This window comes from Aeromonas sp. BIGb0405 (assembly GCF_024807335.1).
Lineage (GTDB): Bacteria > Pseudomonadota > Gammaproteobacteria > Enterobacterales > Aeromonadaceae > Aeromonas > Aeromonas rivuli.
In genome coordinates, this window is record NZ_JANUEP010000001.1 from 413,320 (window position 1) to 439,931 (window position 26,612).

22 protein-coding genes are annotated in these 26,612 nt (G+C 62.5%); 13 read left to right on the top strand and 9 right to left on the bottom strand.

Features of this window, described 5'->3' with window-relative positions; all coding sequences use genetic code 11:
• Positions 1 to 65 precede the first annotated feature (65 nt).
• Positions 66 to 290, top strand: a complete 225-nt coding sequence (locus M2366_RS02020; protein ID WP_005893866.1) for a hypothetical protein — start codon at positions 66 to 68, stop codon at positions 288 to 290.
• Positions 291 to 297: 7 nt separating this feature from the next.
• Here the strand turns inward: M2366_RS02020 and yciA are convergent, their stop codons facing one another.
• The 5 genes from yciA to M2366_RS02045 all read right to left on the bottom strand — a co-directional run bounded on the left by yciA (position 298) and on the right by M2366_RS02045 (position 7,709).
• Complete coding sequence (gene yciA / locus M2366_RS02025; protein WP_042039684.1) at positions 298 to 711, bottom strand: acyl-CoA thioester hydrolase YciA; 414 nt, start codon at positions 709 to 711, stop codon at positions 298 to 300.
• Positions 712 to 892: 181 nt separating this feature from the next.
• Positions 893 to 1,744, bottom strand: coding sequence for an NAD-dependent epimerase/dehydratase family protein (locus M2366_RS02030; RefSeq protein WP_259268815.1), 852 nt, complete (start codon positions 1,742 to 1,744; stop codon positions 893 to 895).
• Positions 1,745 to 2,050: 306 nt separating this feature from the next.
• Positions 2,051 to 3,058, bottom strand: a complete 1,008-nt coding sequence (locus tag M2366_RS02035) for a LacI family DNA-binding transcriptional regulator (RefSeq protein ID WP_042039688.1) — start codon at positions 3,056 to 3,058, stop codon at positions 2,051 to 2,053.
• Positions 3,059 to 3,228: 170 nt separating this feature from the next.
• Positions 3,229 to 5,124: a transglycosylase SLT domain-containing protein gene (locus M2366_RS02040; RefSeq protein WP_259268816.1), complete on the bottom strand. Its 1,896-nt coding sequence runs from the start codon at positions 5,122 to 5,124 to the stop codon at positions 3,229 to 3,231.
• Between the two features lie 74 nt (positions 5,125 to 5,198).
• The gene (locus M2366_RS02045) at positions 5,199 to 7,709 is read right to left on the bottom strand and encodes a bifunctional diguanylate cyclase/phosphodiesterase (protein ID WP_259268817.1); all 2,511 of its coding nucleotides are present in this window, start codon (positions 7,707 to 7,709) and stop codon (positions 5,199 to 5,201) included.
• A 351-nt stretch (positions 7,710 to 8,060) separates the two neighbouring features.
• Here M2366_RS02045 and hpf point away from each other — a divergent pair, with 351 nt between their 5' ends.
• On the top strand, positions 8,061 to 8,411 hold the full coding sequence (gene hpf / locus M2366_RS02050) for a ribosome hibernation-promoting factor, HPF/YfiA family (protein ID WP_042039693.1): 351 nt from the start codon (positions 8,061 to 8,063) through the stop codon (positions 8,409 to 8,411).
• Between the two features lie 122 nt (positions 8,412 to 8,533).
• On the opposite strand, the gene M2366_RS02055 is transcribed toward hpf, so the two are convergent.
• The 3 genes from M2366_RS02055 to M2366_RS02065 form a co-directional block, all read right to left on the bottom strand.
• Positions 8,534 to 9,046, bottom strand: coding sequence for a VC2046/SO_2500 family protein (locus M2366_RS02055; protein ID WP_259236282.1), 513 nt, complete (start codon positions 9,044 to 9,046; stop codon positions 8,534 to 8,536).
• 268 nt (positions 9,047 to 9,314) lie between these two features.
• The gene (locus tag M2366_RS02060) at positions 9,315 to 13,079 is read right to left on the bottom strand and encodes a translocation/assembly module TamB domain-containing protein (RefSeq protein WP_259268818.1); all 3,765 of its coding nucleotides are present in this window, start codon (positions 13,077 to 13,079) and stop codon (positions 9,315 to 9,317) included.
• Positions 13,076 to 14,848, bottom strand: a complete 1,773-nt coding sequence (locus M2366_RS02065; RefSeq protein ID WP_404972776.1) for an autotransporter assembly complex family protein — start codon at positions 14,846 to 14,848, stop codon at positions 13,076 to 13,078. The genes M2366_RS02060 and M2366_RS02065 overlap by 4 nt, the downstream gene beginning before the upstream one ends.
• Before the next feature lie 527 nt (positions 14,849 to 15,375).
• On the opposite strand from M2366_RS02065, the gene M2366_RS02070 reads away from it, so the two are divergent.
• The 10 genes from M2366_RS02070 (at position 15,376) to mltB (ending at position 25,031) form a co-directional block, all read left to right on the top strand.
• Positions 15,376 to 15,762, top strand: coding sequence for a hypothetical protein (locus M2366_RS02070; RefSeq protein ID WP_259236284.1), 387 nt, complete (start codon positions 15,376 to 15,378; stop codon positions 15,760 to 15,762).
• A gap of 74 nt (positions 15,763 to 15,836) precedes the next feature.
• Positions 15,837 to 16,115, top strand: a complete 279-nt coding sequence (locus tag M2366_RS02075; RefSeq protein ID WP_005907794.1) for a peptidylprolyl isomerase — start codon at positions 15,837 to 15,839, stop codon at positions 16,113 to 16,115.
• Between the two features lie 137 nt (positions 16,116 to 16,252).
• The gene (locus tag M2366_RS02080; RefSeq protein ID WP_259268819.1) at positions 16,253 to 16,927 is read left to right on the top strand and encodes a DUF1499 domain-containing protein; all 675 of its coding nucleotides are present in this window, start codon (positions 16,253 to 16,255) and stop codon (positions 16,925 to 16,927) included.
• Between the two features lie 47 nt (positions 16,928 to 16,974).
• The gene (locus M2366_RS02085) at positions 16,975 to 17,571 is read left to right on the top strand and encodes a carboxymuconolactone decarboxylase family protein (protein ID WP_042039701.1); all 597 of its coding nucleotides are present in this window, start codon (positions 16,975 to 16,977) and stop codon (positions 17,569 to 17,571) included.
• On the top strand, positions 17,568 to 19,796 hold the full coding sequence (locus M2366_RS02090) for an FAD-dependent oxidoreductase (RefSeq protein WP_259268820.1): 2,229 nt from the start codon (positions 17,568 to 17,570) through the stop codon (positions 19,794 to 19,796). Before M2366_RS02085 ends, M2366_RS02090 begins: the two co-directional genes overlap by 4 nt.
• Positions 19,796 to 20,956 carry an ABC transporter substrate-binding protein gene (locus M2366_RS02095; RefSeq protein ID WP_259268821.1) on the top strand — a complete coding sequence of 387 codons (1,161 nt, stop codon included), beginning with the start codon at positions 19,796 to 19,798 and terminating at the stop codon, positions 20,954 to 20,956. Before M2366_RS02090 ends, M2366_RS02095 begins: the two co-directional genes overlap by 1 nt.
• A gap of 1 nt (position 20,957) precedes the next feature.
• The gene (locus M2366_RS02100; protein WP_259236287.1) at positions 20,958 to 22,583 is read left to right on the top strand and encodes an ABC transporter permease; all 1,626 of its coding nucleotides are present in this window, start codon (positions 20,958 to 20,960) and stop codon (positions 22,581 to 22,583) included.
• The gene (locus M2366_RS02105; RefSeq protein ID WP_259268822.1) at positions 22,580 to 23,260 is read left to right on the top strand and encodes an ATP-binding cassette domain-containing protein; all 681 of its coding nucleotides are present in this window, start codon (positions 22,580 to 22,582) and stop codon (positions 23,258 to 23,260) included. Before M2366_RS02100 ends, M2366_RS02105 begins: the two co-directional genes overlap by 4 nt.
• A complete protein-coding gene (locus M2366_RS02110) occupies positions 23,253 to 23,858 on the top strand; it encodes a CDP-alcohol phosphatidyltransferase family protein (RefSeq protein ID WP_259268823.1) in 606 nt (201 codons plus the stop codon). Before M2366_RS02105 ends, M2366_RS02110 begins: the two co-directional genes overlap by 8 nt.
• Positions 23,859 to 23,951: 93 nt before the next feature.
• On the top strand, positions 23,952 to 25,031 hold the full coding sequence (gene mltB, locus M2366_RS02115; RefSeq protein WP_259268824.1) for a lytic murein transglycosylase B: 1,080 nt from the start codon (positions 23,952 to 23,954) through the stop codon (positions 25,029 to 25,031).
• 55 nt (positions 25,032 to 25,086) lie between these two features.
• Here mltB and M2366_RS02120 read toward each other — a convergent pair whose 3' ends face one another.
• Complete coding sequence (locus M2366_RS02120; RefSeq protein WP_259268825.1) at positions 25,087 to 25,569, bottom strand: MarR family winged helix-turn-helix transcriptional regulator; 483 nt, start codon at positions 25,567 to 25,569, stop codon at positions 25,087 to 25,089.
• A 96-nt stretch (positions 25,570 to 25,665) separates the two neighbouring features.
• On the opposite strand from M2366_RS02120, the gene M2366_RS02125 reads away from it, so the two are divergent.
• Positions 25,666 to 26,550, top strand: coding sequence for a DMT family transporter (locus M2366_RS02125; RefSeq protein WP_224432581.1), 885 nt, complete (start codon positions 25,666 to 25,668; stop codon positions 26,548 to 26,550).
• The last annotated feature ends 62 nt before the right edge of the window (positions 26,551 to 26,612 follow it).

Consider the following 26,612-nt stretch of genomic DNA (forward strand, 5'->3'; position numbering starts at 1 on the left):
AATATCATCCAAGCCGACTAGGCTGAACATTCGCGCCCAACGTCAAGCCACTGTGGAGGATCCCCATGCCCAGACAGCAACAATACCGTGTGACCTTTTACGATCAGCAGGGCAATTGCCATCAGGTTGAGTTATCCACCCGATACCAGATCAGGCGCGACCCCCAATGCGATCTCTGTGTGTTCGATACGAACCAGTGCGTGGGGTCTGAGGAGATGCTGGAGAGCATGATACGGCAAAAAACCGGGTTTGAGCAGGAAATATCCATCATCAACGCCCGGCTTATCTGAATCCCGCTTACAGGGGTACCGAGCGCGGTTTACCCTGATCGTCTATGGCCACGTAGGTGAAGACCCCCTCGGTCACGCAGTAGCGCTGGGCATCGTTCGCCCGCAGCACCGGCTTGACCCAGACTTCCAATTTCAGGCGCATCGAGCTCCGTCCCACCTGCAGGCAAGTGCCATAACAGCAGACCACATCCCCCACTTTGACCGGGCTGTGGAAGGTCATGCCTTCTACCGAGACGGTACAGATCCGCCCCTTTGCCAGCTCCTTGGCCATGATACCGCCCCCTATATCCATCTGGGACATGATCCAGCCACCGAAGATGTCGCCATTGGGATTGGTGTCTGCCGGCATCGCCAAGGTGCGCAGCAGCAGATCCCCTTCGGGCTCACGGGCCGGGGTAGCTGTATTCGTGTCGACCATCATTACTACTCTCTATGATTGGGATGGCGGCATGATAGGGACAGGCTCCTCCCTTGGCAAATGCTATGCCGGGCCAGGGTGTGCCAGCGCCCGGCCGCCTGGCAAGCCTCCCCTCGCCGCCATGCCAATGACCCGGGCTCATGCCTGCTCAGTCACCAGCCAGTCTGCCACCTTGCACGCAACCTCACAGTCGCGCGCCCGCCTCGCTCGCCAACCAGGCCAGAGGATCCGCTACCCGATACTCAAAACCGAGCTCGCGGCAGATCCGAGCTCCTGTCACAGGTGAAAAATCGCCGGCCGGCTCAATGAAATCAGGGGCCACCAGGCCAATACGCACGGCGGCGGCGCGGTAAAATTCCTGGCGACTGGGGTGACCGGGGGCGCTCAGGGTGTAGCAGGCACCTGACTCGCCTTGCTCGAGCAGCAGGCAGCACGCGGCAACCAGATCCTGCTGATGGACCAGATTGACCGCCTGAGCACCGCCGCTGACGCTCTTGCCCGCCAAGAATCGTCCGGGGTGACGGCCTGGGCCATAGAGGCCAGCCGGGCGCACCACTATGGCGCGATCGAAACCGGCGGCCAGCACGGCGCGCTCAGCCGCCAGCATGCGCAACCCCCGCTCGGTGTGAGGCGCGGCCTGCTCCTCTTCACCCTGCCCAGGGGCCCACACCGAGGTGGCACTGACGAACAGGAGATTGCGCACCCCAGCGGCCCGGGCCATGGTGCACAGCTGCGTGATGGCGCCAGGGTAGTCATCCGTCTTGCCTGGCGGCACACAGACGACCAGGCTGTCGACGACCAGGGGCCAGACTGAGCCCATCTGCGCCGAGAGATGCAACTGGCAGGCATTGAGGCCCTCGGCCCGCAGCACTCTGACCTTCTCCTGACGGGTCACCGTCACCGTCACCGCCCATCCCTCATCGCTCAGCGCGTGAGCCAGGGGAAGCCCCAGCCAGCCGGCCCCCACTATCCCTACGCTGGCAACAGCGTCTGCTGCGCGCTCTTGTGGTGCTTGTCGTAAGACGGCGTCTTGCATGCTCACCTCTGCTGTTGATAAAACCGTGATGACTGTGGAGGGGACGGCCAGGCTCGGCGACCCTGCCGGGCAAAAAACCAAAAAAAAAAACGGCCATCCATGATGACCGTCGAAAGTAACGAAGGAAATAGCTGGATGACCAGTCATCTCCCACAGCGGGAAAATCGGGAGCCTGAGCTCCTAATTCGTGGGGCTCATGCTAGTGTTCTCCCGGCCAAAAAGCTATGAAGCAGATCACAGTTGAAAGGGATTTCTGAAAACGCTTTCAGTTTCCGGCTTAAAAATGGCCCGCTTGGGGCCATTTTCTCATGCCATCTCGGTAACGGACTCCCGTGCGACCAGTTCAGCCTCGAACTTGAGGGTCAGCCCCTCCGCCGGTTTATGATCCAGCAGGCGCAGCGCCAACTCGGCGGCCCGCCCACCCATGGCTTCGATGGGGTAGCGCACCGTGGTGAGCTTGGGATAGATGTAACGGGCGTAGGGAATATCGTCGAACCCCACCACTGAGACCTGTTGCGGGATCTTGTAACCCCGCTCCAGCAGGCAGGAGATGGCACCCGCCACCATGGCATCATTGAAGCCCAGCACGGCGCTGAACGGCACGCCGCGCGCCAGCAGTGCCGTCATGGCCACATAACCGCCGTTCTCGTCGGCAAAGGCGCGGCCTATCAGAGCGGGATTGACGGCTATTCCGGCCCGTTGCAAGGCGTGGGTATAACCGGCCATACGCTGCTGACCGTCGACGAACTCCTCGTCATCCGAGGTGACAAAGGCTATCTGGCGATGCCCCGCATCGAGCAGATGCTGACAAGCCGTGGTGATACCCGCCTGATTATCCAGCCAGACACAGCGATCCTCCGCCCCCGGCACCTGACGGTTGATGAAGACCACAGGGGTAGAGCCTGCCGCCAGCTCGCTCAACTCGTCGTCCGGCAGCGCCTTGCTGTGCAGGATCAGGGCGTCACACTGGCGTTGCAGCAGGGCCTGTATGGCATGGCGCTCACGCACCTCATCATGGTTGCCTGACATCACAATGGTGAACTTGTCGGCGCGATCGACCACGGTTTCGATGCCGCGCATCATCTGGGCAAAGAAGGGGCCACCACACAGATCCCCCACCAGTACGCCGACGCAGTTGGAACGTTTACTGACCAGCGCCTGGGCAAAGCTGTTGGGACGAAAATTCAGCTCCTTCATGGCCGCCAGCACCGCCACCTTCTTCTCCGGGGCGACCTGGGCCGTGCTGTTGATGACACGGGACACCGTCGAGATGGAGACATTGGCCATGCGGGAAACGTCTTTAATCGTTGCCACTCTCAATTCCTTTCATTAGGGGTTCGCCGCGCTTGGCTCGCCATTATAGCGACTCGTTCAATCCTGAACGCGGCGCCCGATCACCTGACAGGTTTCTTTTTGTAACAAAATCTTGCCCCATGATACCCCCATCCACCCTGGAGAGGGAGCCGGGGCCACGCCGCACCGCCTCAGTATTGGTGGCGCAGTTCTCGTTCGGACATGAAACGCAGGGGTTGCTTGAGCCTGTGCCGATAGATGAGGTCGAACGACAGCACATTCTGCACATAGTTGCGGGTCTCCTGATAGGGGATGCTCTCGATCCAGACATCCATCGGCTTGTCGGTGTGGGCATCACGCCAGCGTTTCACCCGGCCCGGCCCCGCGTTGTAAGCGGCGGCGGCCAGAATGCGGTTACCGTCATACACATCCAGCAGTCGCTTGAGGTAGGCACTGCCGAGGCGAATGTTCATCATGGGATCAAACAGCTGTTGAGGATCCCGGTAAGGGACCCCCAGCTTGCCAGCGGTCTCCTTGGCGGTGGCCGGCATCAGCTGCATCAGCCCCCGTGCGCCTACCGGTGACTGCGCCAGCGGATAGAGGGCACTCTCCTGACGGGAGATGGCATAGAGCAGGCTGGTATCCATGACCCGCTCACGGGCCATCTGGGAGAAGGTGCGTTGCAGCGGCAGCGGGAAGCGCAAGTCCAGGGCATCCCAGGCCTCGGCGCGAATGCTGGCGAGGATTGCCAGCTCATGCCAACCCTGATTGAGGGCGACATGGCCAAATTCGATGCGCTGGGCCACCGAGTTGCGATCCATGTTGTGGATCCACTCCGAGCGAGCCGCGGCGATTTCGTTCATGGCGAGCAGCTCCTTGACCCGGGCCAGGAAGGGCCAGCGTCCGGCGGCACTGCGCCAGTCCGGGGCCCTGACCTGCGGCTCATTCTTGAGGCGATAAGGCACGCCGCTGCGCTGAGCGGCCATAAAGCCATAGAAGCCGCGCAGGCCGGCGGTCTCAATATAGAGCGCCTTGGCTGGCTTCTGCTGACCCTGCACTTCCAGGGCGCGAGCCTGCCAATAGCGCCAACGATCCTCTTTCTGCCGCGCCTGTGGCAGCTGTTTGATCCAGCCTTCGAGCCCGCGCCAATCCTCCTCCCAAATCGCAAGCCGTGCCCGCAGCTCCACCAACTCGGGTTGCGCCCGCACCTGGCCATCGACCCAGGCTCGCTGAGCCGGGGATCTATCCAACAGGTAACGCCGGGCAATGGCGTATTCAACCGGTTTGAGCTCCTGGGCGCTGAACGCGAAACGACTGCGATAGCTGGCCAATGCCCCCAGCACCCGATCCGGCTCGCTGTTGGCATAACGCACCAACCCTTGCAGCAGCAGCTGGCGCGAGTGCCGCTCCTGACTGAAATAGACGGGATTCATCACCTTGGCCGGCTGACTCAGCAAGCTGGCCATCAGGGTGCCACTGCCCTTGAGCCCGGCGCCAAGCTGATTGGTCAAATGATTCACCAGGTTGCTGTTGCCCCCTTCGAAGGCGAGCATCATCCGCGACCAGACAGCCTCCTGGGTACGTAACCCGGCACCTTGCCAGAGGCTAAACAGAGAGTCGCAGGCATCCGGGCGCGACTCGCCGCTCAGCCAGAGCTTGCCCGCCTCGCGCAGCCCCTCCTCGCGATGGCCGGTATGGTAGCGCGCCTCATAGTGCATGCAGCGCAGCTCGGTGGAGTTGGGGACGTCGGGATAGAGCCGCAGGAACTGGGACCACTGGTTGCTTTGAGCCAGATGAATGAGATAGCTGCGTTCCAGACGATTGGACTGAGGGGTATCGGCATGCTCCTTGATGAAGCGGGTGACCTCGCCATATTCGGCGCCGCCCGGACGAAACGCGAGCCGGTAATAATCCAGATAAGGCAGCAGCGGGTAATGGTTGAGCTGGCTTCTGAGCGTCTGGAAGCGAGCCATGTCGTTGGCGCGCACCGCATCATAGGCCTGGCGATAGCGCAACTGATCCATGGTCTGCGCCATGGCCCCCGGCACCAGGAGGGCGGATAAGATGATTCCCCAGACGGCTTTCACTCGACTTCTCCCTAAAATTGGGCGCCCAATGGCGCCCTGTTCTGTCTCCCCATTCTACCCGTAAACGGCCCGGGCTACAGCTTTGCTGCGACGGAATTTCTCGCCTCCAACTTGCCCCCCATCCGTTTGACGTAGCGTTCCAGATAAGGCACGGGCAGCGGCTTGGAAGCCAGGTATCCCTGATAGAAATGGCAGCCCTGGGCCTGCAGAAATTCCAACTGCTGGCGCGACTCCACCCCTTCTGCCGTCACGTTGAACCCCATGTGACGCGCCATGGCGATCACCGCCTCGACGATGGCCATGTTGTCGCCATCCCGGGGAATATCCTGGATAAAGGATCTGTCTATCTTCAGCTCGTCGGCAGGCAAGCGCTTGAGGTAGCTCAGGGAGGAGTAACCGGCGCCAAAGTCATCGATGGCAAAGCTGATACCGAGCTGCTTGAGCTCGGTCATCTTGCTGATGGTGTCCTCCGCATGGCCCAGGACCACAGACTCGGTGATCTCCAGGTTCAGGCAGGCCGGATCCATGCCGGTCTGCGCCAGTACGTCATGGATACATTCGACAAAATCCTGGGCATGAAACTGCTTGGCGCTGACATTGACCGACAACTGGGGAATATGGATCCCGTTCTCCTCCCAGCTCACATATTGGCTGCACGCCTCATGCAGCACCCAGTTGCCAATGTCGACGATAAGATCCGTCTCCTCGGCGATGGGAATAAATTCGGCGGGGGAGACCAGCGCGCGCCCCGGCGGCTGCCAGCGGATCAGTGCCTCGACCCCGATAAGATCCCCGCCTTCCACCAGGTGCTGGGGCTGATAATGCAACATCAGCTCGCCCCCGCTCAGGGCACTGCGCAATTCGTTGTGAATGAGCAGCCGCCTGTCCGCTTGATGCTGCATGGCGGCATCGAAGAAGCGACGGGTCTTGCGGCCCGCGGATTTGGCCTGATACATGGCGGTGTCCGCCTGCTTGAGCAGATCGTCCACCCCCTGATCACGTCCCGGAAACAGGGTGATCCCCACACTGGCACCAATGTGCAGCACCTGTGCCCCCTGACGATAGGGCGCCGCAATCTCGCCAATCAATCGCTCGGCAATGAGATCGGCCTGCATCTCCGCCTGGGGCGGGCTGCTGGAGAGAGAGGGCAACAGCAGCACGAACTCGTCGCCGCCCAGACGAGCCAGACAATCCCCCTGGCGCACCAAGCGCTTGAGGCGAGTGGCCACCTCCTTGAGCAGCCAGTCACCGGTGGCATGGCCGAGGGAGTCATTGATGGTCTTGAAGTGATCGAGATCGATAAACAGCAGGGCACCGACCAGATGATCCCGGCTCGCCGCCACGAAAGTCTGTTCCAGGGTTTCATGGAGCTGGCGCCGGTTTGGCAGACCGGTCAGCTCGTCGTAATAGGCGAGATCCTGAATGCGGCGTTCGGCAGCCTTGCGCTCCGAAATATCTTCGAAGCAGATGACAAAGTGACTGATCCGCCCCTTGTCATCCTGCACCGGGGTCACGATTTCCCACTGGGGGTAACCATGACCACGGGCGTGGCGGCGCATCGTCTCCCCCTGCCAGCGGCTCAGATGGTCGAGCTCATACCCCAGGCCCCCTTCACTGGGCCAGAGATCGCAGCTCAGCCGCTTGCCAAGCACCGCCTGGCTGTCAAAGCCGGTGATCTGGCTGAAGGCATGGTTCACCCGCAGCACCTTGTAATCGGGATCCGTGATGATGATGCCTTCATGGGTCTCGAATGCCACGGCAGAGAGCCGTAACTGAGCCTCACTCTGCAACCGTTCCAGCTCGGCCACCATCCGCACCGAGAAGATGGTGAGTGCACTGGCCAAGTCAGGCAGCGCCACCGAGCCGGAAAAAAGCAGTGCCAGGTGGCCAAGCACCTGACCATGGCGATCGTGCAGGGGATGCCCATGATAGGTCTGGCCCGGGGCAAGCCAGACTTGACCCTGTACTGGGGCCTCCAGCATCAGAGTCCGGGCCTGGCCTCCTTCATACAGGGTCTGACAGGGCATGCCCTCCAGCCGGTAGTGATCCAGTTCGACGCCATGGCTGGCCAGGACCCGCAGCGACGCCGCATCCCCTCGCTCGGCCAACCAGACAGCATCGGCATTGAGGATAAGCGCCAGTTCATCGACCAGGGTGCTGAAGAACTCCAGCCCCGTCTTGGCGGAGAGCGCCTGAGCCAATTGGGCCAGCAAGGGATCTTGCACCCGCAGCACAGCACGCTCGTGGCTGACCTGGGCTGACAGCAAGGAGCGATCGTTGACCTCTATCGGACTGATCCAGCCACAACAGAGCGCCTGATCGGGGAGATACTGGCCGCACCAGAGGTAATGATGGAGCTGGCCATCCTCCCCCTGCAGGTGGCCAATAAACTGGCCAGGCTTGTCCCCTTGCTGCAGGCGGGAAAGGAATTGGGCAAAGCCGACCTCGTCGGCAGGATCCAGGTCATCGCTCCAGGGGTGAGACCCCTCCCCTTGCCAAAGCTGGTTAGAGGCATGATCCGAGACTCGCCATTGGCTCTGGGCCGGATCATAAAACCACATCATCTGAGTGGCCTGCTGCTTCATGTACGACTCCAACTATTGTCTCTGCCCCAGAATGCGCAGGATACCGAGATCGCCCTCGCCTTCCCGAATATAGTGGGGAAAGAAAAAATGGGTGGGGGCAGTGCGGGTGAAACCTGATTAAAAGTCGACAGACTGTGCTGCCAGGAAGGGACAGATAGGATCCAATTTCCCCATACTGCCTGCCCATTTCATGCAGCTCAAGTGCTTTTTGGTCCAGAAGCCGAAAAGATCACAATTTACAATTTGATGAATAACAAAGAACAGATAATGTGATCTGGATCACATTATCTCCCTCCTCCATGGGTATTCTGAAGGTGAAGACACAAGCAAGACGACCCGAAGGGGGCCAATATGAAAATTGAAATCACCAGTAAAATCATCGAGATCACCCCGGCAATTCGCGAGCGTATTGAATCTCGCTTCAACAAGCTCGAGCGTCTTCAGGTGCCGCTTATCACACCCCATGTGATCGTCTCCAAGGAACGACTGATGTTCAACATTGAAGCCACCGCCGGTATTCCCAACGGCAAACTCTTTGCCCAGGCAGAACACGAGGATCTCTACGCTGCCATCAACGACCTGGGACAGAAGCTGGAGCGTCAGCTCAACCGTTATACCGAGAAACCCCTGGCGCGCCGTGGCCAGTCTCCTCTCAAGGAGCAAGCCCAGCCGGAAGAAGCCGACGCGGAAGTCGATGCTTAATGTGACAAAATCATCAGTTGGAGAGAAAAAGGCGGCCTAGCCGCCTTTTTCTATGGTCATATCTACCAAGGCTGCCTGCGGATCCGACGATGTTGCGTACCCTGCCAGCCACCCCCAATCCCTCAACTGCGCCAGTGCAGGCTCGCATCCACCCCTTGAGCCAAGCTGTCCAGCAGCGGCAACATAACCAGGGGAGCACTCTCGCGCCCCTTGTTGGCCAACTGCCAGCGAGCCTCTACCCGTGCCCGGCCCAGGGCGCTCAGGTTGTCAAACACCCCTTCGTCCAGCACCGGCTGTCGCCCCACCAGAGGGGGAGGATTGAGCGCCAGCCAGAGCCTGGCATCCACCATGCTGCCCCCCTGCTGCAACCGTTCGGTCAGATGGGCACTGTCCGCTGTCTCATCGGCCTGCAAGGGGGTCGCAGGAGCCAGTCCAAACCGCGCGCGCCAGTCAATCTTCGCCTCAGGGGCGGATATCGCTTCATCGAACCAGGGTTGCTCCTCCACCGCCTCGGTGAGCAGGGCCAGGTGCAGGCGAAAATCGGCGCGATCGCCGCGCAGCAGATCCTGATTGAGACGCTGGCCGAGCTGGCTCTCATCGACCAGCAGACGTTCGCGGAGGGTGTTGGGTAGCATGATGACTCTGCGATATGAAAGGTACCCTGTTATCGGCCGCGCCGGGTCAAGGTTTAGGAGTCGTGCTCATGTTCCGCGGCGGCGCTAGCGCGCCAGGCCATCGGCGAGGATTCTGGGTGTCAATCGCAGCAAAACACCCGGCTCTCGGCGATGTCGCCCCTGCTACACACCCCTCAGCAGAGCCTGCCTGGCGCCATTCGATGCCAGATGGGGCGCCCTGAACAGCAAGAGGGGAGCCTGAGCTCCCCTCTTGTTCATTGCCACTGCGTCAGAGGGTAAAGCGGTAGAAGATATCCACCGCCTGGGCCACCCCGCTCATGGCCTGCAGATAGAGTCGCGGCAGCACTTCGTAGCGCAGCTTGAACTCGGCGATGGGGCTAAATACCCCTACCCCGTACTGGAACTGCAGACCGGGCAGCAGATAGGCAGAGAGCGTGACCTGGGTATCATCCCCGCTACCCTCGGTATCCAGGGAGACATCGCTCATGCCAAGGGACTCGCCAATATCGGACACCACGCCGCCGACCTGACCGACCGCCCCCGCCACCAAGAGGCCATTGAAGCCGCCATCCTCACCCCCTGTCTGCAGGCCCTTGCCGCGCAACAGGTAGGAGAGCTGTTCGGACTGCGCCATCTGCGGTTCCGAATAGACGGCTATCTTCGGCTTGGCCGCCGGTCCCGTCACCCTGACCCCGACCGTCACGTTGTCCTCTATGGTATCTGGATCCCGATAGGTCTCGATGTTGAGATAGGGTTTGTCCAGGGGACCGGAGAAGATGATGCGTCCCTCCTTGATGATCAGGTTCTGGCCATAGGCCTTGAAGCGACCATCTTTCAGCTCCAGCTGACCGGTGCCGGACAGGGGCTTCTCCGGCTCCTGATTGAGGTTGATCCCGCCGCTTACCTTGGTCTTGAGCCCCATGGCCTCGAGACGGATGTCATCCCCCAGCACCACGGCCACCTTCATCTCCAGGGGCAGTGCGGTCTGCTCCACCGGCGGTGCCAGCTCGTCATAGATAATGGTGACATCGTCGGAGCGCGCCACCGCACTCTCCGGCAAGTTCTTGACCAGGATCCGCGCCCAGGGGATCACTATCTTGCCGGTTATTTCGGTCTTGCCCCCAAGGGAAATAGCGAGATCCGGCGAGACCCGCACCCGGCCCATGCCCGGATATTGCGCCTCCAGATCCTTGCCCTGTATGGTCAGGCTGCCTTCGATGGGCGTCTTGGCCCAGCTCAGCCAGCCCCCCAGAGCGAGGGGGCCCTTGCCGACCAGCATGCTGCCATCGAGCTCGGCCCGGTTGCCCTCAATCTTGAGGCGGGTCTTGAGCTGCTTGAGAGTCACCATGTCGGTGTGGGTCTGCACCTCGCCCTCGACCAGATTGAGCTGGCCAAACAGCAGCGGTGCCTTCAGGGTGCCATCGAAGCGAGTGTCGGCACTGATCACCCCTTGCAGGGAGCGCACCTCTGGGATCAGGGGGGCAAACGGACTGAGTTTCAGGCCGGTGAACTTGAGCTGACCGGACAGAAGACCACGTCCGCTCGGATCCTTGATGATGAGGTCAGTGTCTATGCTGCCAATGTCACCCGAGACGAAATCGAGGCGCAAATTCGCCTGTTGAGGTTCGAGATCGAAACCGATGGCGAGTTGCTGGTAGCTGGTCTTGAGCTCATCGGCGATGAAGGTGCCCGGGGTGGTGCGCAAGGTGGCATGCACCCTGGGCTGACCCCCCTTCCAGCTGGCGCGACCATCGGCCGACAGCACCGCCTGCCACTGGAAATTATCCGGCAGCCAGGGTCGCAACCGTTTCAGGTCGAACTCGTTCAGGGCAAAGGCCAGCTCCCCCTGGGCCGCCGAGATCTGGCTTCCTTTGACACACAGGCTCGACTGCTGGGAGCCGAGGCAGAGATCGCTCATCGCCAACCGCTGCTTGTCGAGATCGACGTCCAGATTCCAGGGCGCCTTGAGTTTCCAGCGCTTCATCGGGGTCTTGATGCTGAGCTCCGTCAACGCCCCGCGCCAGTGACTCTGCTGCACGCCGCCATTGAGACGCAGATTGGCGGCCAGGGGATCTCCTTTCATGTCCAGAGACAACTGGTGACGGCCAAGATCGCCATCGGCATCCAGCTTGATCTGTTTGAGGACTGTGCTGCCCTGGGTCAGATTGGCCACCGTCAAGGCCAGCTTGCCGGCGGGCACCTCCCCGATCACACCATTGCCCTTGAGCACTATGCCCTTGAGGTCAGTACCGGCGTAGAAGAGACGGGTCGAGCTCAGGGCCGCATTGACCCGCGGCGCCTGCTGGTTGCCGCCCAGCGCCAGGGTACCGCTCAAGTCGCCACGCAAACCGGGATAGAGCCCGGAGAGATCCGGGGCGGCCAACTGGGCATCGAGCTGCCACAGCTTTTCGGTGAGCTTGCCCTTGGCCTGCAACTTGTTGGGGCCGGTTTGCAGCGCGAAGGCGGGGATCTGCCAATTCATGGCATCATCACCGCTGAGCTGGCCGGTGATGGCGAGGGGATATTTGTTGAGCTTGCCGTCGACCTTGAGGGCCGGCACCTTGAGCTGCCAATGTCCGGTGTCGCTTAGCTGAAACTCACTCTCGACCCGGCCAGCCAGGGTGCCCTTGATCTCGGGCACCAGCTCGGCGGGATCTATCCCCTTGAAGCTGGTGACCCCCTGCCACTGCACGCCCTTTTGCCAGGCCAGCTTGCCATCGAGCTTGAGCTCTCCTTGCAGGGCATTGAGCAGCAGGTCGATGTTGCTGAGCTGACCCAGATCGCCCTTGCCCTTGAGGGCCAGCTTGAAGGGGGGCACATCCGTGCCCTGCCCCGAGGTATTCAAGGCGAACTGGTAGCCCGACAGTGCCCCCTTGGCGGTCAGGCTCCCTTTCTTCAACTGATAACTGGGCTCATCTTCTGCCGGCTTGTGCAGCGGCCAGTTGAGGCCGGGCCAGCTCAGTTTCAGATCGAAGGGCAGATCGGGATCCAGGGCTGCCAGTGACCCCTTGAGGTTGGCCGCCACCGGTCCCTTGGCATCCAGGGCCAGGGCCAGCTTGCCGACCGAGCCCCCCAGGGTCAGGGTCGCCTGTTCGCCCTTGAGCTGATTATCGAGCAGGGCCTTGCGCGCCTTGGCGGTCAGGGTCAGGTCGAGGGGATAATCATCCAGCAGACTGATGTGACCCTTGAGATCCAGGTCAGCCATGGCGTGGCGCAGGAACAGCTGATCGATATCGATGCGATCCCCCTCCCCCCGGACCGAGAGCAGCAGCTTGTCGATGCCCTCCTTGAGATCCCCTTGCTGGTAGCTGAGTCGGGTCAGCATGACCCCCTCGAGGCGCAGCGGGAAAGGCAGCTCTATCTTGGGCAGTTCGATGGCGATGGCGCCCTGCTCAGAACTCGCCACCAGGGTCGTCGATTTCGCAGCCTTGGCGACGGGCTCATGTTTGGACCCTTTGCTCTCTTTGGGCTCAGCCACCGCGGCGGGCGCGGCCTCCGCCAGCTTGACCGTCAATCCATCGAGCACGGGGCCACGGACCGTCAGGCCATGCCTGTCCAGCTTGGCGCCGATATCGAGAGACTTGAGCACCAGCGCCAGACCGGGAACATCGACGTCCAGATCGCTGAGCTTGAGGGCATCAATCTGGATGCGGATCGGCAGAGGGCGCCAGACGAAGGGTTCGCTGGGGGTCGCTTCGCTCGGCGCCGACTCGGCCACCTTGACCACCGGATGGGTCAGGCTCAGGGAGCGGATCCAGAGCTGGCCTTGCAGCAACTTGCCCAGATCCCAGTCGAGCACGGCGCGCTCGACCCTGGCATCCACCAGCTCATCCTGCCAGCCGACCCCTTCCAGGGTCCAGCCATAGCCAAGCTGACCGGCCACCAGCTCCCCCTTGAGGGCGGGCAGGGCCGACTTGGCCTGCTCCCAGAGCCATTTATTACCCTGGTGAGTAAAACAGAGCAGGCTGATGCCAATCAGCAGCAGGAAGACAAGGCCCATCAGCCAGAGGAAAATGCGTTTTAGCCAGATCATAATTCAGGCCCCAGGGCGAAGTGCAGGCGCAGGGGTTTATCCTCCTCCGAGATGCCAACCGCCAGATCCAGCCTGACCTGACCGATTGGCGTGACCCAGCGCACCCCGACCCCGGTGCCTATCTTCCAGGGCTCCTGATAGTCATCGGTGGCGGTGCCGCCATCCACAAACAGGGCCCCCAGCCACTTCTCGCTGAATCTGTAGTTGTATTCGGCGCTGAGCGCCGTGGTGTAGCGGCCACCCAGGAGTTGACCATCCGCATCCCTTGGCCCTATGTCCTCATAGCCATAACCCCGTACCGTCTGATCGCCACCGGTAAAGAAGCGCAGGGAGGGCGGCACCAGAGAGAAGTCATCACCGATGATGGCTCCCTGCTCCGCTCGCAGCAGAAAACGGTTGTTGTCCCCTAAGGTGCGCAGCCATTTGGTGCGGCCCCAGGCGCGCATGAAGCGAATATCCGAGCCCCAGGTAGGGTCGGAAAATTCCAGGGTCAATTGCTGTCTGTCGCCCCAATCCGGCACCAGGCCGCCACGCAGCCGCAGCCTGGACCAGGCGACGCCAGGGATCAGCAGCAGGCTGTTACCCGCATCCGAGCCCTGCTCATAACGTTCGTTTTCCAGCCGCACGAAGACGTCCCTGTCCCAGGCATCCGGTCGCCGTTTCCAGCGATGGACACCGACTGTGGTCAAGTCGGAGCGGGTGTCATTGTTGTTGGTGTAGCGATAACCGGCCTGCAGCGAGTAGTAATCCTGCAGCGGATTCTTGCCAATGATGGGGATCTGGTAGTCGAAACTGAGATCAGCCTGAGGCGCCGACACATTGGCGGTGGCATTGAGGCGGTGACCATAACGGTTTATCCAGGGTTTCTCCCAGGTGGCACTCACCCGGGGGCCCACGTCGGTCGCATAGCCGATACCCGTTTCTATCTCGTGCTGGGTGCGCGGTGCCAGGGTGACCTGGATAGGCACCTGATCTCCCTGGGCCTCGCTGATGAGGGGTTTGAGATCGACCTGCTTGAATAGCTTGGTCGAAGAGATGTCCTGGGAGGTCTCCGCCATCTTGATGGCGAGATAGGGATCGCCGCGTTTGATGCTGACCAGCGGCTTGATGAGGCGCAGCGCCTCCGGGGTCGCGGTATAGCGCACCTCGCCAAAGTGATAGCGAGTACCTGAGCGAAACACTATGTAGATCTCGGCGGTGCCCTTCTCCGGGAACACCTTCACCTGGCTCTTGCTGATGCGGGCATTGAAGTAACCCCGCGCCAGCCCCAGGCTGCCAAGATCGGCCTTGATGGATTCGTACTTGCCGTGATTGAGCGGTTCCCCCTCCTTGAGGGGCAGCTTGTCGAGCAGTTCGCTATAGATCTCGTCGCTGCCCGCATCCCCCTCGAGCAGCACATCCAGCCGGGAAATCAGCACCGGATCTCCCGCCTTGACGTCGACGATCACCCTGGAGGGCTTTTTCTTGTCCCGGCTCAATTTGACCTTGGGCTGGTAATAGCCGAACACCTGCAGGGCCTGCTCGGTGCCCTCAATGATCTTGGCGCGGGCAGGGCGGTATTGCCGCTCCTGGAAGACGGGCAAGGCATTGAGATAGGCCTCGACGTTCTCTTTGTTGGCGCCCTTGATACCCTTGACCTCATAGGTCAGCTTGGCGGCCATGACGGGAGACGCCAGGCAACTGAGGCAGAATGTCAGCCAGAGCCAGGCACGCACCCGGCGGCGCGGCTGCGATTTACCCGCAGGTATGGGCAGATAGCATCCTGTCAAACGTCAACTTCCCCAAGTCTCATGCTCAAGCGAACGATGCAGGTCACATCGTGGTAAGGGTGGCGGCTCCCGCCCAGGGCGAAGCGGCTTGCATTCAATGACTGGCATCCTACCATAGTCCCATGGCGGTTTCAGACCCATCAGCAACCTGGATTTGTCATAAAATTTAACCAGTTGGCTATAAGTTAATCCAAGGGGGTGGAATTGGCGCCCCATCAGGCTAAATAGTGGTCAATGCAGTCGCACCCCGAATGGCTTGCACGGGATGAGCACGGCGGATGGCGCGACAAATATTGTCGGCAGAGAAGTCGGGATCCTCTCCCTCTCTCCCGCTGAGCAAGCAAGCCCGTGGCCCACCCCATCAGAACCCAGCCTCGGGAAATGTCACGGACAACGCCACTTATTCATTGATTATCATGATGTTAAGTGCAATACCCTACTCCTTCGCTCGCCTTAATCGATTTATCTCGCTCCCCTGTGCGCCCCCCCTGATCCACACTGGGTTCATCATTCAGAGGAGCACTCCCATGGCAACACGCAGCGAACAACTGGCCGACCACATTGCCGAGCGGCTCGAATTCATCACCTTTCTCGCCTGCAGCAGCGCCCTGCTGGCGCTGTTGTGCGGCATGAGCGGTCAGCAGGCGCTCGCCTTCACCGCCTTGAATCTGCCCTTTGGCCTCGCCATCTTGCTCGGCTCGGCCCTGCTGGCCCCCTTGGCCCCTCACTGGCGCCTCCCTCTCATGGCGGCGCTGCTGCTGGCCTGCGCCCTTGCCAGCCTCAATCTCGGCGGTGAATGGCTGGAGCCCATCGCACTCTGGGGTCTCTATGGCTTGCTCGGTCTGGAGCTGCTCTGGCAGGCTCGCCACCACAAGCCTGCTATCCGGGCTGACGAGGGGCAACAATTGCGCTAATCTTGCCCCCCGATCCGGCCTGTCTCATGACGAGGGCCGGATCCGTCAGCCCATGCACGCGAAGAGGAGAACCCATGAACAAGGCCTGCGCCCAACACATCCTGGTCAAGACGGAGAAAGAGTGTCTCGAGATAAAGAGTAAAATCGACAAGGGCGCCGATTTTGGCCAGATGGCAAAACGCTTCTCCACCTGCCCCTCCGGCAAACGCAGTGGCGATCTCGGTGAGTTCAGCAAGGGTGACATGGTCAAGGCCTTCGACGATGCCGTATTCAAAGGTGAACTGCTCAAGGTACTGGGCCCCATTCGCACCAAGTTCGGCTTTCACCTGATCAAGGTGCTGTATCGCAACTGATAGCCCGATGGGCCGCCCATTCAGCGCGGCCCATGCCAAGCTCCCCCGCCCCGCTCTTTTGAGCCACTCCGCTTAAATAAATTAACCTTATCAGTCCATTAGGTTTATCCTTTGGCCATTTCCCCAAAGGTGCTGCCATGCTGCCCATGCCTGTTCTGCCTCTGCTCGCCTGGTTGTTGCCCCTGTGCGGCGCCTTGGGCAGCCGTGTTGCGATCTGGCCCTGGTGGATCGGCTTTGCCATCTGCCTGGGCGGTGCCCTCTGCTCCCTCTGGCTGTTGCTGCGCCTGCCCTGGCATCCGCGCCGCGCCGTGGCGCTGCTCGGTGCCCTGCCGCTAGTGCTACCGGTCTGGTTTTTGGTCAAGGCGTTGCAAGCCCACCCGATCAATGACGTCAGCACTGACCCCCTGGATCCCCCAACATTGCGTTGGGCTAGCCAAGCCCGTAGCGCGGCAGATTTACCCATTAATCCCGCTCCGTTGAAATTTTTCCCGGATAACCCCGCTCCTCTCTATACCAGGGCCAACCGCCCCCAGGTGCTGGCCGAGGCCCGCGACCTGATGACGGAGCTAGGCTGGCAGCACAGAGTCAGTGAGCAGGGCCTGGAGGCCGTGGTAGTCAGCCCCTGGTTCGGTTTTCGTGACGATGTGGCCCTGCGTCTGTTCGAGGGGCCCAAGGAGCTGCGCATCGATATGCGCTCGGCATCCCGCCAGGGGCGCTCCGATCTGGGCGCAAATCGTGCCCGCATCCAGGATTTTCTGACCCGCCTGCACGGGCGTCTGGCCAAGGCCCAGGGCACGACATCTGAGCCCTGACCAGCATTCGGCCCCATCGAGCAAGCACAGAGCAGTAGAGGAATCACATGCGCATCAAGCTAAAAGCGGATCGGGACTATGCCTGGTTCATCAAGCCCTTCTTCTGGTTGCAGCAACGCAACTACGGTCAGGTGCTGATCCCGGGCAAGTGCTGGGGGCGCTCGCCGCGCCTGTTTGCCGCCGTCGCCACCCTGTATGGGGTGATCAACCGCAAGCACTCCCCCATCGATCCCGTATTGCGATCATTGGTGACGGTGCGGGTCTCCCAGCTCAACTGGTGCCGATTCTGCGTCGATATCAATGCCATGACCCTGGTCAAGCGTGCCGGATCCAGCGCCAAGGTCGAAGCCTTGGCCCAGTGGCGCACCAGTTCTCTGTTTGATGAACGGGAGCGCGCCGTGCTCGACTATGCCGAGGCCATGACGGGTCTGGACGGGGTGAGCGAGGCCCAGTTTGAGGCACTGCGTCCCTGGTTTGACGATGATGCCCTGGTCGAGTTGACCGGCCTGGTCGCCTTTCAGAACATGTCTGCCAAGTTCAATGCCGCCCTGGACATCCCGGCCCAGGGTTTTTGCCAGTTACCGGTGCAACCTGATGCCGAGGAGCAGCAGGAGCCCCAGTCTCAAGAGGAGAAACCATCATGAGAGGAAGCAAACTGGGATTGCTGCTGCTGATCGCGCTGCTGATCGGTACCTTCTTCGCCCTGGGGCTGGGCCAATATCTGACCCTGGATGCCCTGCAAGCCCGCCAGGCGGCGCTTGCAGCCTGGGTGGACACTCACTTTTGGCAGGCCAGCGCCCTCTTCTTCATCGTCTACGTGCTCAGCACCGCCCTCTCCCTACCGGGGGCCAGCCTGCTGACCCTGCTGGGCAGCGCCATCTTCGGGATCGGTTGGGGGCTGCTGCTCGTCTCCTTCGCCAGCACCCTGGGCGCCAGCCTGGCCTTTCTCAGCGCCCGCTTCCTGCTGCGCGACTGGGTGAGTGCCCGCTTCGGGGACAAGTTGGCAGCCATCGATGGGGGCATCACCAAGGATGGCCCCTTCTATCTGCTCAGTCTGCGCCTCATCCCCGTCTTTCCCTTCTTCCTCATCAACTTGTTGATGGGGCTGACCGCCCTGCCGCTGCGCACCTTCTACTGGGTCAGCCAGCTCGGCATGTTGCCCGGCACCTTCGTCTATGTGCTGGCGGGCAGCCAGCTGGCCCAGCTCACCAGTACCGGCAATGTCCTCTCCCCCGGTCTCATCACGGCGCTCTGCCTGCTTGGCCTGCTGCCCTGGCTGGCGAGGGCCGGTCAGCACCAGCTCGCCCTGCGCCGCCGCCTCGCCCGCTTCCCGCGACCAGCCCACTTCGATTACAACCTGCTGGTGATAGGGGCCGGGGCCGGCGGCCTGGTCACCAGCTACATTGCCGCCGCCGTCAAGGCCCGGGTGGCCCTCATCGAGAAGCACAAGATGGGCGGCGACTGCCTCAATACTGGCTGTGTGCCCTCCAAGGCGCTGATCCGCAGCGCCCGCTTCGCCGTTGAGCAGCGCCGGGCCGCCGAGCTTGGCTTCGCCCCGCAAACCGCCCGCGCCGACTTCGAGGCCGTGATGACCAGGGTCGCCCAGGTGGTGCGCGAGGTGGAACCCCATGATTCGGTGGCACGCTATGAGGCATTGGGGGTCGAGTGTATCCAGGGCGAGGCACGCCTCCTCTCTCCCTGGGAGCTGGAAGTCAATGGCCAGCGCCTCTCCAGCCGCCACATCGTCATCGCCACCGGCGCCAGGCCCCTGGTACCGCCTATCCCGGGGCTGACTGAGGTCAACTATCTCACCTCGGACAACCTCTGGCAGCTGCGCGAGCCCCCCCATCACCTGCTGGTGCTCGGCGGGGGTCCCATCGGCTGCGAGCTGGCCCAGAGTTTTGCCCAACTCGGCATCAAGGTCTCTCTGATCGAGCTGGCAGATCAACTCCTGCCCCGGGAAGAGCGCGAGGTGGCCGAGCTGTTGCAAGCCCAGATGAAGGAGGATGGGGTCGAACTCTTGATTGGCTGGCGCGCCGAACGGGTCGAGTCCCTGGCCCAGGGCCAGATCCGCTTGCACCTGCGCCGGGGGGATCAGCACCTGGAGGTTGAGGGAGATCAACTGCTGCTGGCCCTGGGCCGGGTGGCCAATGTCACCGGCTTTGGCCTGGAGGAGCTGGGGGTCGAGCTGACCCCGCGCGGCACCATAGCCGTGGACGCGTTCCTCGCCACCAACTACCCCAGCATCTCGGCGGTGGGCGATGTGGCCGGCCCCTACCAGTTCACCCATTTCGCCGCGCATCAAGCCTGGTACGCCGCGGTCAACGCCCTCTTTGGCCAGTTCAAGCGCTTCAAGGCGGACTATCGCGTCATCCCGGCTGCCACCTACACCAGCCCTGAGGTGGCCCGGGTCGGCCTCAACCGCAAGGAGGCGCAAGAGCAGGGAATTGCCTTTGAAAGCAGCCGCTTCGAGCTCAAGGATCTGGACAGGGCCATCGCCGATGGCGAGACCCAGGGCTTCATCGAGGTGCTGACCGTCCCTGGCAAAGACAAGATCCTCGGCGCCACCATCGTCGGCCCCCACGCAGGCGAACGCATCGCCGAATTCACCCTGGCCATGAGACACAAGCTGGGCCTTGGCAAGGTGCTCGGCACCATACACGCCTATCCCACCCTGATGGAGGGCAACAAGTATGTGGCTGGCCAGTGGAAGCAGGCCCACAAACCCGAGGCGCTGCTGCCCTGGCTGGCCCGCTACCACCACTGGCGCCGCCGTGGCAAACTCGATGCCAGGCAACATCCGTTGCAGACTGGCCCGGCTCCCCTGCGGGATCCGGCCCAACCCTCCACTCACCACAAGGAGCCATGATGACCTCTGGCACGCTGCGTTACGCCCTGGCCGCATTGGCCCTGAACTGGGGGTGGCAGGCCCAGGCCTCTGCCGATCCCGACTGGCAACAGACCCTGGCCGAGGCCCGTGGACAGACCGTCTACTTCAATGCCTGGGGTGGCAGCCCGGAGATCAACAGCTACCTCGCCTGGGCGGCCAAGGAGCTGGAGCGCGACTACCGGCTCACCCTGGTGCAGGTGAAAGTCGATGACATCGCGCCCAGCGTCAGTCAGCTGCTCGCGGGCAAGCAGGCAGGCAAGACCCAAGACGGCCCTATCGACCTGCTCTGGGTCAATGGCGAGAACTTCAAGGCCCTGAAAGACAACGGCCTGCTCGGCGCCCCCTTCAGTCAGGAGCTGCCGAATATGGCGCTGGTCGACGCCAGTTTGCCGGTCGATGAAGACTTTACTGTGCCCGTCGAGGGGTTGGAAGCGCCCTGGGGGCTGGGCCAGCTCAACCTCATGGTCGACACCGACCAGGTGCCTGAACCGCCGCGCTCGGCCGCGTCGCTGCTTGCCTGGGCCAAGGCCAATCCGGGCCGGTTCAGCTACCCCAAGCCGCCTCAGTTCCACGGCGCCAGCTTCCTCAAACAGATGTTGCTGGAGCTGGCGCCCGATCCGGCGCCCCTCTATCGCCCGGCGACCGAAGCCGCATTTGCCCCCATCGCGGCGCAGCTCTGGCACTTCCTCGATGCCCTGCATCCCAACCTGTGGCGTCAGGGGAAGGCCTTCCCGGCCAGCGCCGCCGAGACCAAACAGCTGCTCGATGATGGCGAGCTGGCCATGGCCATCAGCTTCAATCCCCAGGAGGCTCTGAGCTCGGTGGAGACGGGCACCCTGCCTCCCGCTGTCAGGGCGGTCGCCATGGCGAAGGGGGCTCTGACCAACAGCCACTTCCTGGCCATTCCCTTCAACGCCAAGGCCCGGGCCGGGGCCAAGGTGGTGGCCAACTTCCTGCTCAGCCCCGCCGCCCAGGCGCGCAAGGCCGACCCCGCCATCTGGGGTGACCCCAGCGTGCTGCGCCAGGATGCCCTGCCCGCCAATGCCGTGCCCGCCTTGCGCTTCAAGGCGGTGGCCGAACCCCATCCGAGCTGGCAGCTGATGCTGGAGAGTGCCTGGACCGAGCGCTACGGGCACTGAGATGCGACACCTGATCCTGCCGCTGACGGCGGCCCTGCTCTGGCTCCCTCTGATCGCGGGTCTGCTTGTCCTGCTTGTTCAAGCCAGGGATCCCGAACCCTGGCTGCGGCTCTGGGCCCAGCCTGGCCTGGGGGAGTCCATCTGGCTCAGCCTCTGGATAGCCTCAGCCTCCAGCCTGCTCAGCCTGCTGCTGGTCGCCCTCTTGCTGGCCCACAGTGAAAATCGCAGCTTCGCCCTGCTGCGCCGCCTGCTCGCCCCCCTGCTGGCCATGCCCCATGTGGCCTTTGCCATCGGCTTTGGTTTTCTTATCGCCCCGTCTGGCTGGTTGTTGCGACTGGTCTCCCCCGGACTCACCGGGCTGAGCCTGCCACCGGACTGGCAGACACTGCATGATCCCTGGGGTCTGGGTCTCATCGCCATGCTGGTTCTGAAAGAGACCCCCTTCCTGCTGCTGATGGCGCTCGGTGCCCTGGATCCTCGTCTGCTTGCCCGTCAGCAGTGGCTGGGGCAGAGCCTGGGGTTTCGCCCGGCCCAGATCTGGTGGCGCTTGATCCTGCCAAGCCTCTGGCCCAGTCTGCGTCTGCCGCTCTATGCGGTGGCAGCCTATGGTCTGGCAGTGGTCGATCTTGGATTGCTGCTCGGCCCCACTCAACCGGCGCCCCTGGCGGTGCGACTCTGGCGCTGGTATCAGGATGCCGATCTAGGCTGGCGCGCCCTGGCCAACAATGGCGCCTTGCTGCTGTTTGGCCTCAACCTGCTGCTGCTCGGCGCCTTGCGCGCCCTCGAGGGGTTGCATCTGCACGGGGGCAAGGGCTGGATGCTCAATGGCCAGCGCCAACGCGCCGCTGCCCGGCTTGCCCCGGCCCTGAGCGCCACCCTGACCGCTCTGCTGCTGGCACTCAACCTGCTGGTGCTGGCCGCCCTGCTCCTCTGGTCATTCACCCGCCGCTGGTCCTTCCCCGCCCCCTGGCCCAGCCAGTGGAGCGGGCACCATTGGCAACAGGCGATCGGTGACATCGCCCAGCCCCTGGCTCACAGCACCTGGCTTGCCTTGTCGACCGCCATCGTGGCCCTCATCCTGGTGGTGTTTGCCCTGGAGGCCCAGCGCGGGCGCAGGCCCTGGCCACTCTGGCTGGTCTGCCTGCCGCTGCTGCTGCCCCAGGCCAGCCTGTTGCTGGGTGCCCGCCTTGGCGCCGACTGGCTCGGTCTGCCGGTCGGCAGCGCCCTGGTATTCTGGAGTCAGCTGCTGTTTGTCTATCCCTATCTCTATCTCTGTCTGTATGGGCCCTACCGTCAATTTGACGATCGTCTGGCCCAGGCGGCCGCCACCCTGGGGGCCAACCCCTGGCAAGTCTGGTGGCGGGTCAAGGGCCCGCTGTTACTGCGCCCCCTGGCCTTTGCCTGCGCCGTGGGCGCCGCCGTCAGCCTGGCGCAATATCTGCCGACCCTGCTGTTTGGCGCCGGGCGCATCACCACCATCACCACCGAAGCCGTGGCCATCGGCTCTGGCCTCAACCGCCGCCTCGCCAGCCTCTATGGTTTGTTGCAATTGACATTGCCGCTGCTGATCTACGCCCTGGCGCTGCGTCTGCCGCGCAGGTCCAATCCGATGGAGACCACCCCATGACCCAACCCCTGCACCTGGGCCCCCTGACTCTGACCCTGGGCCAGCAGACGCTGCTGCACCTGCCCGGGCGCCGCGTAGCACCCGGGGAGGTATTGACCCTGATGGGGCCAAGCGGCTGCGGCAAGAGTTCACTGCTGGCTGGCCTGGCCGGGGTATTGCCCCGGGGAGGCCCCCTGCAGCTTGCCGGGGAGATATGGCTCGGGGATCGCCTCCTCAGCGAGCTGCCCGCCTATCGACGCCGCATCGGCATGTTGTTCCAGGACGATCTGCTGTTTGCGCACCTGAGCGTCGTGGAGAACCTGATGTTTGGCATGCCCGCCGAGATAACAGGGGGGGCACGGCGTGAGCAAGCCCAGCAGGCGCTGGCCCGGGTCGGGCTGGCAGAGTTGGCCGACCGTCATACTGGTGCCCTCTCCGGCGGCCAGAAGGCCCGGGTCAGCCTGCTGCGCACCCTGCTCGCCGAGCCGGATGCCATCTTGCTGGATGAGCCTTTCGCACGCCTCGACAAGCCGCTACGGGCCGCGTTTCGCGCCCTGGTTTTCGAGGAGATAGCCAACCGCGCCATGCCGGCCATTCTGGTCAGCCACGATGAGGAAGATGCCCCCGCCGCCATCCTGGATCTGGCCTCAATGAGGCAACCAGCCCCCCATCTGCCAGAGGAAAGATCCCTTGTTTGACCGCCACGCCATCGTGCTGATCCGCCGTCCGCTCAGCCTGCTCGCCCGCCCCCTGGCCCGCCTGGGCATCAGCGCCAACCAGGTCAGCATCACCGGCTTTCTCATCGGCATGCTGAGCCAGCCCCTGCTCGCCGTCGGCCAGTTCGAACTGGCCCTCGTCTGCATCTTGCTCAATCGCATCATGGACGGGCTCGATGGTGCCATCGCCCGGATATGCGGCATCACCGACTGCGGGGGCTTTCTCGACATCACCCTCGACTTTATTTTCTATGCCGCCGTGGTGCTGGGGTTTGCCCTGGCGACCCCGGCCAATGCCCTGCCCGCCGCCACCCTGCTGTTCGCCTTCATGGGCACCGGCTCCAGCTTTCTGGCCTTTGCCATCATGGCGGGCAAACGCGGCATCGAAAATCCCGTTTACCATCACAAGTCGCTCTACTACCTGGGAGGCCTGACCGAGGGGAGCGAGACCATCGCCCTGTTCGTGCTCATGTGCCTGTTCCCTCACTGGTTTGCTCTCCTGGCCTACGGCTTTGCCACCCTCTGCCTCATTACGGTGGCGACCCGGATCTGGAGTGGCTACCACAGCCTCAAATCCTGAACCCTGGCTTCTGCCCCTATGATGGGACGCTTGCGCATCGCCATGGATCCACTACCATGGCGACATCCTGTTTTCTGTGCTGTTGGAAGCCTTATGCATCGTTTCATACCCCTCGCCGTTCTCTTTCCCCTGCTCATCGGCTGCAGCAGCGCTGCCAACGAGCCTGTCGCCGTGCCCAAGGTACAGACAAACAGCAGCTTCCTGCTCACGCCGCCCCCCAAGCAACCATCATCCGGGGTACTGGCGGGGGACTTTGCCAACAACCCCGCGGTCAATAGCTTCATTGCCATGATGGTCAGCAAGCACGGCTTCGATCGCGCCGAGCTGCACAACACCCTCTCCCAGGCCTCTCGCGAGCAGTGGATCATCAACCTGATGGATCGCCAGGCCCCGGTAGCAACGGGTCCAAGCGGTCCCAACGGCGCCTGGAATCGCTACCGCGCCAAGTTCATCACCCAGGACAATGTGCAAAATGGTGTCAACTTCTGGCGCGACTACGAGACCGAGCTCAATCGTGCCTCTGCCCAGTACGGCGTGCCCCCCGAGATCATCGTCGGCATCATAGGGATCGAGACCCGCTGGGGCCGGGTGATGGGCAAGACCCCGATCCTGGATGCCCTGGCCACCCTGGCCTTTGACTATCCCCGCCGCGCCACCTTCTTCCGCGGCGAGCTGGAGCAGTTCCTGATCATGGCCCGCAACGAAGGCATCAATCCGAGCGAGCCGACCGGCTCCTACGCTGGCGCCATGGGGTATGGTCAGTTCATGCCGTCGAGTTTCCACGGCTATGCGGTGGACTTTGACGGCAACGGCCACACCAACCTCTGGGATCCGGTGGATGCCATCGGCAGCGTGGCCCACTACTTCCAGGCCCACGGCTGGCGCAAGGGCGATCAGGTGGCGGTCAGAGCCCAGGGCCAGGCGCCCGGGTTCGAAACCGGCTTCCAGACGAGCTATAGCCTGGACACCCTGCGCCGGGCCGGCCTCTCCCCCATAGCGCCACTCGGCGCTCACAGCAAGGCCAGCCTGCTGCGACTGGATGTCGGTAACAGCTACCAGTACTGGTACGGTCTGCCGAACTTCTACGCCATCACCCGCTACAACCACAGCACCCACTACGCCATGGCGGTCTGGCAGCTGGGTCTGGCGGTCAAGGCCGCCCGCGGTTACTGAGTCCGACTCAAAATGCAAAAAAAAGCCCCGAAAGGGGCCTTTTTTATCTGTGCCATCACTCGTTTTCCAGTAACCAGCGTTTGAGCAGGGCCGCTAGCTGGACCTGCTCCTCCTGATTGAGGGGGGCGAGCAGGCGCCGCTCGTTGGCCACATGGCGTTCGACCGCCTGATCAACCAGCGCCAGACCCGCTTCGGTCAGGTTGACCAGCAGGCTGCGCCGATCATCAGGCGCCGCCTGACGCTCGATGAGCCCGCGCTGCTCCAGCTTGTCGAGTCTGGCCGTCATGGCCCCCGAGCTCAACATGGCAGACTGATAGAGCGCGGTCGGGGTGAGCGGCTCACCGGCCCGGCGTAGAGTCGCCAATATGTCGAAATCGCTGCCGAGCAGGCCGCACTCCTTGAGCTCGTCGCTCACCTCCCGCCCGGCGATGGCCGCCATGCGCGCCACCCGACCCAGTACTCCCATGGGGCTGCAATCGAGATCGGGTCTCTGCCGTGCCCATTGAGCCAACAACTGGTCTACATGATCCTCTGCCATAGCGCTGCCACTTATCTTTATATCGAGATACTTGATAATAAAACAAATCACCACTAATGTATCTTCACTTAAAGATACTTACCGAAGAGATATATCATGCCCATCCTGATTGCCCTGCTCGCCCCCCTGCTGTGGGGCAGCACCTATGCCGTGGTCACCCTCTCCCTGACCGACTACTCCCCTTACTGGGTTGCGGTATGGCGAGCATTGCCCGCTGGCATCCTGCTGCTGTTGCTCCATCCCCGCTGGCCACCACTGCCCTGGGGCAAGCAGTTCCTGCTGGCGTTTTGCAACATCACCGCCTTCTTCGCCTTACTGTTCGTGGCGGCCTTCCGCCTGCCGGGGGCGGTGGCGGGCACCCTGGGGGCGACCCTGCCGCTGATCCTGATGGGGCTCGCCTGGTTGCAAGATGGTCAACGCCCGACCTTGAAGTGGTTGCTGCTCGGACTGATGGGTCTCGCTGGGGTGTTGCTGCTGCTCAACCCTTCCGCCAGGCTGGATCCCATAGGAGTAGGTTGCGCCCTCTTGGCCACCCTGCTCATCGGCCAGTCGAGCCGCTGGATGCAGCGCTGGCCGGTGAGCGATCTGCTGGCGCTGACCGCCTGGCAACTGCTGCTCGGGGGGCTGATGCTGATCCCGCTGGCATGGACTCTGGCAGGCCCCATGCCGATGCCGCAGCCATCCAGTGCGCCAGGGCTGGTCTGGTTGATCCTGTTCAACACCGCACTGGCCTACTGGGCCTGGCTGTGGGGGCTCAAGCGCCACGGCCCCGAGGTGATGGGTATGCTGGCCCTCACCAATCCCATGGTGGCGGTCTCCCTCGGGGTGCTGATGGTGGGCGAGACCCTGGGTGGGCTTCAGTGGCTGGGCATTGGGGTGATACTGCTCTCCCTGCTGCTGATGAAACTGCCCCTGAACAATCCGTTTAAGCGCCGTCGGCCCTCCGTCGCAGAGGGAGTGACCAGAACCGAGCCGCGATGAGGCCCCTGGCCATCAGCCATAAAAAAGAGGAGCCACCATGGCTCCTCTTTTTCGATTGCTTG

What these genes read in the sequence shown, in the direction of transcription:
- M2366_RS02020 (WP_005893866.1), top strand. Translation starts at nt 66, where the DNA reads ATGCCCAGACAGCAACAATACCGTGTGACCTTTTACGATCAGCAGGGC.
- yciA (WP_042039684.1), bottom strand. Translation starts at nt 711, where the DNA reads ATGATGGTCGACACGAATACAGCTACCCCGGCCCGTGAGCCCGAAGGG.
- M2366_RS02030 (WP_259268815.1), bottom strand. Translation starts at nt 1,744, where the DNA reads ATGCAAGACGCCGTCTTACGACAAGCACCACAAGAGCGCGCAGCAGAC.
- M2366_RS02045 (WP_259268817.1), bottom strand. Translation starts at nt 7,709, where the DNA reads ATGAAGCAGCAGGCCACTCAGATGATGTGGTTTTATGATCCGGCCCAG.
- hpf (WP_042039693.1), top strand. Translation starts at nt 8,061, where the DNA reads ATGAAAATTGAAATCACCAGTAAAATCATCGAGATCACCCCGGCAATT.
- M2366_RS02055 (WP_259236282.1), bottom strand. Translation starts at nt 9,046, where the DNA reads ATGCTACCCAACACCCTCCGCGAACGTCTGCTGGTCGATGAGAGCCAG.
- M2366_RS02060 (WP_259268818.1), bottom strand. Translation starts at nt 13,079, where the DNA reads ATGATCTGGCTAAAACGCATTTTCCTCTGGCTGATGGGCCTTGTCTTC.
- M2366_RS02070 (WP_259236284.1), top strand. Translation starts at nt 15,376, where the DNA reads ATGGCAACACGCAGCGAACAACTGGCCGACCACATTGCCGAGCGGCTC.
- M2366_RS02075 (WP_005907794.1), top strand. Translation starts at nt 15,837, where the DNA reads ATGAACAAGGCCTGCGCCCAACACATCCTGGTCAAGACGGAGAAAGAG.
- M2366_RS02080 (WP_259268819.1), top strand. Translation starts at nt 16,253, where the DNA reads ATGCTGCCCATGCCTGTTCTGCCTCTGCTCGCCTGGTTGTTGCCCCTG.
- M2366_RS02085 (WP_042039701.1), top strand. Translation starts at nt 16,975, where the DNA reads ATGCGCATCAAGCTAAAAGCGGATCGGGACTATGCCTGGTTCATCAAG.
- M2366_RS02090 (WP_259268820.1), top strand. Translation starts at nt 17,568, where the DNA reads ATGAGAGGAAGCAAACTGGGATTGCTGCTGCTGATCGCGCTGCTGATC.
- M2366_RS02095 (WP_259268821.1), top strand. Translation starts at nt 19,796, where the DNA reads ATGACCTCTGGCACGCTGCGTTACGCCCTGGCCGCATTGGCCCTGAAC.
- M2366_RS02100 (WP_259236287.1), top strand. Translation starts at nt 20,958, where the DNA reads ATGCGACACCTGATCCTGCCGCTGACGGCGGCCCTGCTCTGGCTCCCT.
- M2366_RS02105 (WP_259268822.1), top strand. Translation starts at nt 22,580, where the DNA reads ATGACCCAACCCCTGCACCTGGGCCCCCTGACTCTGACCCTGGGCCAG.
- mltB (WP_259268824.1), top strand. Translation starts at nt 23,952, where the DNA reads ATGCATCGTTTCATACCCCTCGCCGTTCTCTTTCCCCTGCTCATCGGC.
- M2366_RS02120 (WP_259268825.1), bottom strand. Translation starts at nt 25,569, where the DNA reads ATGGCAGAGGATCATGTAGACCAGTTGTTGGCTCAATGGGCACGGCAG.
- M2366_RS02125 (WP_224432581.1), top strand. Translation starts at nt 25,666, where the DNA reads ATGCCCATCCTGATTGCCCTGCTCGCCCCCCTGCTGTGGGGCAGCACC.